This window comes from Bacteroides sp. NSJ-39 (assembly GCF_014287315.1).
Lineage (GTDB): Bacteria > Bacteroidota > Bacteroidia > Bacteroidales > Bacteroidaceae > Bacteroides > Bacteroides finegoldii.
Genome location: NZ_JACOOB010000011.1, coordinates 151,726 through 161,694 on the forward strand (window position 1 = coordinate 151,726; position 9,969 = coordinate 161,694).

A 9,969-nucleotide genomic window follows, 5' to 3' on the forward strand; every position below is an offset into this window, starting at 1 on the left:
TAATATAGATTATAACGATTCTGTATAATTATTATATTGAAAGTATGGTATCAATTATTATTTGCTCTGTTTCTCCTTTGCTTTTAGAAGATTTGAAACAAAATATAGCACAAACTATAGGTGTGGAATATGAAATTATTGCAATTGACAATCGTGAAAAACGCTGGCCTATAGCAAAAGCATATAATTATGGGGCACAGCAAGCAAAATATCCATATTTGTTTTTTGTGCATGAAGACACAAGGCTGTTATCTGATAAGTGGGGAGAATTTATAATTCCTAAGTTAGCCGAACCCGAATGTGGAGTTATAGGTTTTGTTGGAGACAAGGCAAGATTCTCGTGTTGTAGTGGTTGGTATCAATTTTGCGATATGAGTAAAGTGAGTTATTTCTATCAAAGAATAAAAGAAGGGAAGACTTTATTTCTGGTAGAGAATGCTGATTTGAATCAGCCATTTCAAGAGGTAATAACGTTAGATGGTCTAGGCTTTTGGGTAAGAAAGGATATTTGGGAAAAATATCCGTTTGATGAGGAGTTGTTAACTGGATTTCATTGTTATGATATTGATTTCTCTTTACAAATAGCAACTGCAAATTATAAAAATTATGTGTGTTGCTCCAATCAGATGTTGATAGAGCATTTTTCACAAGGAAATTTTAGTGATATAAATTGGTTCTCCACAACTTTACGCTTACATAAAAAATGGAAGCATTTATTGCCAATAAAGACATCAGATCTTAATATATCTGAAAGAAAGATCCGTAAATGTGAGGAGTTGGCATCTTATGATTTTTTGAGACAGGTATTAAAATCAGACTGTGATATTATGTTTAAAAGGAAAATTTTTAAGATGTTTTTGTGTCGTCCTTTTTCATGGAGGCATTTGACAAATTGTATTTCCGCCATTATAAAATATATGAGATATGCTTAAACATATGGAGCAGAAGAATGAAAGTACCCCCTTGGTTACAGTTATTACTGCAACTTATAACCTGATTGAAAATAAGAGGGCAAAATTTATTATTCAATGTTTGGGGAGTGTACATAATCAGCATTACTCAAATATTGAACATATCGTCATTGATGGGGCATCTAATGATGGTACTTTATCACTACTTAGAGAATATGAGAGTCAAGGTTGGATAAAATTATTTTCCGAACCGGATGCAGGTATATACGATGCCATGAATAAGGGAATTTTAAAGGCTAGTGGTAAGTATATTAGTATTCTAAATTCAGATGATTTTTTTCACGATCCAGAAGGAATTGCAATCAGTGTTAAACTGTTGGAAGAGAGTGATGCTGATTATTCTTATGCGGATGCTCGTGTTCTTAAGAAGTCGGGCCGGAAATTTCAGTGGAAAGGAGATTTGTCAAAGTTACTTGTTGGAGAACATTATTGCCACCAGACCATGTTGGTTAAAACGGAAGTTTTAAGAGATATGGGTGGCTTCGATTTGTCTTATCGTGTTTCTGCAGATTCAGATCTGATGATTCGCCTTTATGCTTTGGGATATAAACATCAGTATGTTCCACATTGCTTTGTAACATACAGATATGGTGGATATTCTTTTCATTATGATGCTCAGTCCCGTAAGGATCATTCTACTTCTTTCTTTCATCATATAGGTTGTCATATAGGCTTGAGTGAAGATGATTGTTTTCAGCTCTGGCAACTGAAGTTTATTACCGAGCAAACGTATAAAGAACAGTTGGCGCTTGTTCATAAAGTTCCGGAGGAGTTTGGGCGAGACTATGTATATGCGGAACTGAAAAAACGTAATCCGTTTGGTGGAAAGCAACCGGAGAAGAAAAGGTATTATTTATTTGGTTTTATCCCTGTATTTCAAGTGTCGTTTCAAAAGAATACTTATACTTATAGTTTATTCGGAATATTTGATATTCTGAATGTTACATGCTTTAACGGAAAATGGAATTATAAATTATTAGGTGTTATTCCGATTCTGAAAGTTAAATATTGCAAGTAGAGAACCTGCCTATGGATGTGATTGTTAATAGTTTGTTTTTCTATCATTTTTTTGCTAAATAGTTTGAAATAATTAATTTTGTATTTATAAAGAATAGTCCTAGACCTTTTGTTCTGTGTGATTCCGTTGAATTACATTTAGATTAAGCATTAATTAAATATACTGTAAAATGCCTTCTATTCAGGTGGATTGATGAATTTTATTGATGGCATTTGGTAAAATTGACGTTTGTTAATTTATTATATAAATAATCTATGATTATGGAATGTAAAGAAGGACTTGTTTCAATTGTTATACCATGTTATAATCAGGCTGTCTATTTGTCTGAAACATTAGATTCGTTGTTGAAGCAAAAATATAATTTGTGGGAAGGGATTGTTGTTGATGATGGTTCTCCGGATAATACCAAGCAGGTTGCTTTAGAATATGTTGAGAAGGATTCACGTTTTAAATATGTATACAAGCCTAATGGCGGTCTTTCTTCTGCTAGAAACAAAGGAATAAGTTTGGCTGTTGGTGAGTTTATATTACCGTTGGATGCAGATGATATTATACAACCAGAATATTTGGAGGAGGCAGTGAATGCATTTCAAAAGAATCCGGACACTAAACTGGTATATTGCCTAGGGCAGTTTTTTGGTGAAAGAACCGGATTATGGAACTTGTCATACAAGGGATATAAATCTCTTTTGATTAAAAATTCTTTATTTTGTTCAGTTATTTATAGGAAAAAAGATGCTTTGCAAATTGGTGGTTATGATGAGCGAATGCTTTTCGGGTATGAAGATTGGGAATTTCTTATACGTTTTTTGGATGAGAGTAGTGTAGTGCATAAAATACCTCAGGTCTTGTTCTATTATAGAACAAAAGCGGTTTCGATGATTACTGAGGCCGATAAAAGAAGGGAGGAACTGGAAGAGTATATTTATATGAAACATCATGATAAATATTTCATGTATTATGGCGGAACAATTAGTGGATTACGCAGATTAGAGCACTATGATTTGGAACAAGAATGTACTACAGAAGATTTTGAATCGAGGCTAAAAAGTTTTAGAGAGCAATACGATTTGGAGCTAGGGTATTATAAACAGAAAATAAATAGATATAGAAACAAGTGGTATAGGCGTTGGTGCAGAGCTTTTCGTGATACATTAAGAAAATTCAGAGGTCGGTCTTGATATCGAGAGTCAAATTGTACATGTCTGCATAAAAATGGTTTAAATATATAGTGACTGTATCAAAAGAAATTCTTTTCTTGCAGGATATTATAAATATATGATTCTGGGGGCATATATTAACTGTAAATCTCTGCTAAAATGGTGAATATGATTAGTCTGATTGCTAAAAAAACACTATTTATATCTTTCTTTCTTATTCTTTTTTGCTGAGTAATTAGAAATGGTTAATTTTGCACCCTATATATAATAACTAAATTTATGCTGAAACAGTTCTTTACTTTAATGAAGCGATATATTGAACCATATCGTAAATATCTTGTGGGCTCTTTGATATTGAACTTCTTGTCCCAATGGCTTAATGTGTTTTCTTTTTTAGCTATAATCCCAATTTTGAATATATTATTCAAAATTGATACTAAGGTTTATGAATATCAGCCGATGGATTTAGCACATTTGAATAAGGATGTACTAATGAATAATGCTTCCTATTGGATAAATCAATCTATAGAATCTCATGGTGCATTTATTGTACTCATTGTCATGGGGTGTATATTAATCGTAGCAACTCTTTTGAAAACGGCCGGTTATTTTGCATCTTCTGCCATAATGGTTCCGCTGCGTACCGGTATCGTACGCGATATTCGTATTCAGGTGTATGCCAAGGTGTTAAGCTTACCTCTTAGCTTTTTCTCAGAAGAACGGAAAGGTGATATTATCGCTCGTATGAGTGCGGATGTTACCGCTGTTGAAAATTCTTTGACGAGCTCTATTGATATGCTTATTCGTAATCCGATAGCGTTGGTTGTATGTTTTATTACTCTGTTTTCGGTAAGTTGGCAGATGACATTGTTTGTAATTGTCATATTGCCTTTGGCAGGATGGGTTATGGGAGTTGTCAGTCGTAAACTGAAACGGCAGTCGGCTACTGCTCAATCTCAATGGGGGGATATTATGTCTCAATTAGATGAAACATTGGGAGGGCTACGGGTTATAAAAGCTTTTATAGCTGAAAGTAAAATGTTAGCTCGTTTCACTAAAACAAATAATGAATTCAGGGACGCAATGAATGAAATGGTGATACGTCAAAGTTCAGCTCATCCTATGAGTGAATTCTTGGGTACGTGTGTGATTATCATTGTACTATGGTTTGGCGGCGCATTGATCTTAAATAATTCTTACGCTCCTATGGATGCCGCAACTTTTATTTTTTATTTGGTTATTCTTTATAGTATAATTAATCCTTTGAAAGAATTCTCCAAAGCTTTTTACAACATACCTTTAGGACTTGCTAGCATGGATCGTATTGATATGATACTTAAAGCTGAAAGTCACATTAAAGATCCTGTTAGTCCTTTGCCTTTGGATAACTTCGAGGATAAATTAAGTTTTAAAAATGTCAGCTTCAGCTATGTTGAGGGAAGACCTGTGTTGAAGCATATCAATTTGGAAGTAGCAAAAGGTAAAACAGTAGCTTTGGTAGGGCAATCCGGATCTGGAAAGTCGACATTGGTTGATTTGATACCTCGATACCATAATGTGGGGGAAGGTGAACTGTTGATTGACGGAAAAAATGTAAATTCTGTGTCAATACATAGCTTGCGTTCATTAATTGGAAATGTAAATCAGGAGGCTATTCTTTTCAATGATTCTTTCTATAATAATATTACATTCGGCGTAGAGAACGCTACTATGGAGCAGGTTATTGAAGCGGCAAAAATTGCAAATGCCCATGATTTTATCATGGAGACAGAAAAGGGGTATGATACGATGATTGGAGATCGAGGTGGTCGTCTGTCTGGTGGTCAACGGCAACGTGTCAGCATAGCTCGTGCGATCTTAAAAAATCCGCCGATATTGATTCTTGACGAAGCAACGTCTGCATTGGATACAGAATCTGAACGTTTGGTTCAGGAAGCTTTGGAACGATTGATGAAATCGCGTACAACTATCGCTATCGCTCATCGTCTTAGTACTATAAAGAATGCTGATGAAATATGTGTGCTTTATGAAGGTGAAATTGTAGAACGAGGAAAACACGAAGAACTTATTGCATTAAACGGATATTATAAGAAACTAAATGACATGCAGAGCTTGTAAGTAGATGTTAATTTATTCCTAAACTATATATGAAAATATTTAAGAAGATAAAAAAGTCTTTTGTTAAGAAGGTTGTATATTATAGTATTTCTAATTCTCGCCTTTTTGATAAAAAGTGGTATTTGAGTCAATATCCGGAAATTGGTAAAGTTAATCCTGTTAAACATTATTTGAAAAAAGGATGGTTGGAAGGAAAAAATCCATCTGAGAAATTTTCCACGAGTAAATATTTATATGCTTATCCAGACGTACAATACAGGAATATGAATCCTCTTGAGCATTATTTATTTCATGGAAAGAAAAGAGGTCGGTTGTGTTTTAATGTCGGTCAGATTGGCATTGAGAAAACTAAAAAAACGGATGCTAGGCCATTGATTAGTGTTATTGTAGCAAGTTATAATTACGCGGAATTTTTGCCTCAAACTCTTGATTCTCTATTGTCGCAGACCTATACTAATTTTGAAATTGTAATTGTTGATGATGGTTCAACTGACGGATCTATAGATATTATAAAAAGGTATTTGTCTGAAAATAATAATATAAAGCTTTATACTCACCCGGGAAATGTCAATAAAGGACTACCTGAAACAATACGGTTAGGGTTAGCAAAATCGCAAGGAGAATTTATCGCATTTTGTGAAAGTGATGATATTTGGGAGTCACATCATTTAGAGAAGAAAGTGGATATAATAAATCGTTATCAAGATGTAAAAATTATATCTAATAATGTGGCTTTGTTCGGTGAAGAAAAAGCAGTCAATGCCCGTAAAAAATATGTGGAAGATTTAAATGCTTTTTTATCCGTAGGAGGAAATAAGCTTGATCTTGGTGCTCATAAGGAAATGAATTATATTCCCACACTTTCTGCTGTTATGACCAGAAAAGATGTTTTTCAGAATTTAGATTATAATACGCCAATTCCTGCTTGGATTGATTTTTGGCTATATCGACAAATGCTGAAAAGTGAACTTTTGTTTTATACAGCAGATAAACTTACGTATTGGAGACAGCACAACTCATTTAATGGTATAAGTAATGTAGACAAGTATGCAGCTGAACGCGATTGGTTTATTTACATGAATGATTTGGTGAATGGCTTTAAAGTGTCGCGGCGAATTTTGAAGAATTTAAAGATTTTGAAGAAATCGCTTCTATTTGACTCTACTTACTACAGTGAGAAGTATGCTGGTTTACTTAATGGCATCGATCCCATGATACATTATTTGTTAGTAGGTTGGAAAAAAGGATGTAATCCGTCGGCTTCTTTTAATAATAATGCTTATTTGAGCAATTATGTGGATGTGTGGTTGAATAATGTTAATCCTTTGATTCATTATGAGCGTTATGGGAAGAAGCAAAAATTGAAAGCCTTTCCTGTGGGAACGGAAGAACTCTTAGAAGTACAGGAATCAGATATTGAGATTGTTAAAGAATGGAAGAAAGATACTAAAACGGTCTTGCTTATAAGTCATGAGTTGTCTTTGACGGGGGCGCCACGTGCTTTGGTGAATATGGCTATAATGCTAAAAAAATCAGGAATAAAACCTGTAATTCTTTCTTTGAAACATGGACCAATGGAAAAGGAAATTGCCGATTTGGATATTAAATTATTGGTAGAACCTTTTCTAATGATGAATTGTGGTTTAAGACATAGGGCTCTTTTCCGCTTTTTGTCTGTTTTTGATGTCGTAGTGTTTAATACATTAGAGACTGTATGGCTTATTGAACATTTTTCAGAGATTGAGGCAAGAAAAATTTGTTGGTTGCATGAAGGACGTTACTCTTATATGGGATGGACGAGATTTAAAGACTTGTCGATGTTATTTTCCAAATTTGATAAAATTTATGCTGTAGGTGAGTATTCTAAATCTTTTGCTGATCCTTATATTTTCGATAAACGCAAATTGGGTATTTTGTTGTATGGAATACCTGATGTTGAGATGAAGGTAGCAAATAAAACTTTAGATAATAGTAAGATTAAGTTCTTATTGCCAGGAACACTTTCTGATAGAAAAGGTCAACTTATTTTATTGCAGGCTTTGGACTTTTTATCTAAAAAAGTTCGTGAACAGATAGAAATATATATTGCAGGGGCTGCAATAGAGAAGAAAGTAGAAAAGGCAATTAAACATTGTCGTTATTCATGTGTAAAGTATGTCGGCGAATTGGAACATGAACAGTTATTGCAATTGTTTGCTAATGTGGATATAGCATTGTCTCCTTCATTGGATGACCCGATGCCCATTGTTTGTACAGAGGCAATGGCCTTGGAAAAAGGGGTGATTGTGAGTGAGAATACTGGTACGGCAAGTTTTATTGAGAATGGGAAAAATGGGTATAAGGTTCCCGCTGGTGATCCGGTAGCGTTGGCAGAAGCTATAGAAAAAATGGTATTATATAAGGAGAAGTTGCCAATATTGGGGAAGGCTGCCAGAAAAATATATGATGAGAATTTCACAATGGATATTTTTGAAAAGAATATTGAAATGTTGATAATTAAGGAATAGCATTTTGCTCAGTGAAATATTTCGGTTATTTTTAACGGAAATTTATTTATGGAGATACGGCTATGGGATATGTAGATAATTTATGATAAACAATAATGAATAATATTCCAGAAAAAAAATTATTATTTCTTTTGTATGACAGAACTGTTATCTATTTGATATTAGTGATGTTACTTTATTTGAGTATGGGAGAAGTGTACCATAATATTCAAATACATTATATCAAAGATTATGTGCTGTTCCGTAGATGGGGGGATGCAATGTTAATAGCTTTTCCTTTGTTATTTGTACGAAAAAAGATTCTTGCTTTCCCTTATTTATTGTTGATTAATTTATATTTTCTGTCTATTGTTTGGTACTATCGTGTTTATTCTACAATAATGCCTTTGTCATCTTATTTGATGGTTTATAACTTAGATGGACTATCTCTTAGCATTTTTCGACTTGCTAGGTTTAGGGATATATTTGTAGTTTTTCCTTCTGTTTTTTGGGGTATATATTATTGTTTTGTATATAAAAAGATAAATTTTCTTTTATGGACAAGGGTTAGAACATCATTGTTTGGCTTATTATTATTTGGTGGAATTATAACATATTATGCTTGTAAACAAAATCCAGCTCCCGGTTATGAATCGTTGAATGGACTTCATACGATAGAACCCGTACGGGCATTTAAGGAGTTTGGTTTCGTTCATTATTGGATTTATCAGATTGGAATTTTTCAAGGTGTTTCTGAAAAGGAAAAGGAATACGCGAGGGAGGTTATGCGTAGTTTAGAAAATGGGAATAATTGCGCAAAAAAGAAAGTTGAAAGCGGCCGGAATTTAATTTTGATATTGGTCGAATCTTTGCATTCGTGGCCAATTGGGATGTGCATTGATGGGGTTGAAATTACTCCGCATATAAATTTCTTATTAAAGCAAAATAAGACAGTTTACTTTCCCAAAGAGATGCCTCAGGTAAAGGATGGGAGATCTAGTGATGCGCAGTTGATCATTAATACAGGAATTCTACCATTGCTTACAGGGGCTGCATCTGCTTGCTGTGCTGCAAATACATTTCCTTCTCTTCCTGCGGCTTTGCGAGAAAAAGGTTATATGACTGCTTCCTTTTTGTGGGATGACAAAAACTATTGGAATCAAGAGGCGATGTCTCATGCTTATCATTTTGAACGTTTATATGATCGGCTACGAGATTCTGAGAAATTTGAGCAGGCTGACGAACAGTTGTTTGAAAAGACACTTCCTCTTTTGGTAAACCTGCCACAGCCATTTTATGCACAGATCGTTACTATGTCCTCTCATCATCCATGGATTAGATCACCACATATGAAAACCCTTCTTGATGATTTGGAAATAAAGAATGAAGATGTAAAAAATTATATGATAATATTGCAGTATGTTGATGAATGTATATGGAAATTTGTACTACAGCTGAAAGAAAGGGGGATATATGATAATAGTATTATTGTGATAACAGGTGATCATGATGCTCTTCCTTATAATGAATATGAGGGGCGTGAAGAGCTAAGAGGAGAAGATTGTTTTGTGCCTTTTATCATTTTGAATTCTCCATTAACTTCGGAACATACTAATAAGGTTATTGGTCAAGTGGATATATACCCTTCTTTGTTGGATTTGATGGGATGTACAGATTATTCATTTACAGGTTTGGGAGAAAGTGTCTTTAGTAATGAAATTAGTGATTTTGCAACTTATAGAACAGGGATTTCCGCAGGTGGAGTTAATATTCCGGATTCGGTGAAGACCCAACGGGAAAGGTGTTGGATACTGTCGGATATTCTTCTTCGAATGGATTATTTTAAGACAAATACTATGTTGTCTTTTCAATAGATATGTAATGGTACAGAATTCGATTTATGGACAATCGTATATAGGGTATACTTGGATAATGTTCGTAATTGTCGTTTTTATAGCTAATAAAAGAGCAAGTTTCAATGGAAAATAAAAACTTGCTCTTCGCGTTCCATATTAATTAGGGATATTCCTGAGATAGGAAAATTTAAGGCAACTAATTCATTGCGAGTTAGTTGCCTTTTTTGTATCTTTAAGCATTCCCCCCAAAAAACGGTTTGACGGCCAAAACGGGGGTAATCTAAAATAAAAACACATGGTAAAGATACAAAAAATCTCAGAAATCGAACCTCGTTTAGGTTTTACCGAGTTCGATATGCT

The 9,969-nt window shown here is 34.1% G+C and carries 6 protein-coding genes and 1 pseudogene; all 7 read left to right on the top strand.

The window, feature by feature from the left end; all coding sequences use genetic code 11:
- The first annotated feature begins 44 nt into the window (after positions 1–44).
- Positions 45–932, top strand: a complete 888-nt coding sequence (locus tag H8S63_RS13590) for a glycosyltransferase (RefSeq protein WP_186927095.1) — start codon at positions 45–47, stop codon at positions 930–932.
- A 4-nt stretch (positions 933–936) separates the two neighbouring features.
- On the top strand, positions 937–1,989 hold the full coding sequence (locus tag H8S63_RS13595) for a glycosyltransferase family 2 protein (protein ID WP_255467666.1): 1,053 nt from the start codon (positions 937–939) through the stop codon (positions 1,987–1,989).
- 260 nt (positions 1,990–2,249) lie between these two features.
- A complete protein-coding gene (locus H8S63_RS13600) occupies positions 2,250–3,170 on the top strand; it encodes a glycosyltransferase family A protein (protein ID WP_255467667.1) in 921 nt (306 codons plus the stop codon).
- A gap of 258 nt (positions 3,171–3,428) precedes the next feature.
- Positions 3,429–5,267 carry an ABC transporter ATP-binding protein gene (locus H8S63_RS13605; protein ID WP_186927098.1) on the top strand — a complete coding sequence of 613 codons (1,839 nt, stop codon included), beginning with the start codon at positions 3,429–3,431 and terminating at the stop codon, positions 5,265–5,267.
- 29 nt (positions 5,268–5,296) lie between these two features.
- Positions 5,297–7,774 carry a glycosyltransferase gene (locus H8S63_RS13610; RefSeq protein WP_186927099.1) on the top strand — a complete coding sequence of 826 codons (2,478 nt, stop codon included), beginning with the start codon at positions 5,297–5,299 and terminating at the stop codon, positions 7,772–7,774.
- A gap of 95 nt (positions 7,775–7,869) precedes the next feature.
- Complete coding sequence (locus tag H8S63_RS13615; protein ID WP_186927100.1) at positions 7,870–9,627, top strand: LTA synthase family protein; 1,758 nt, start codon at positions 7,870–7,872, stop codon at positions 9,625–9,627.
- A gap of 277 nt (positions 9,628–9,904) precedes the next feature.
- A pseudogene (locus tag H8S63_RS20380) lies at positions 9,905–9,969 on the top strand (transposase); the annotation flags it as partial.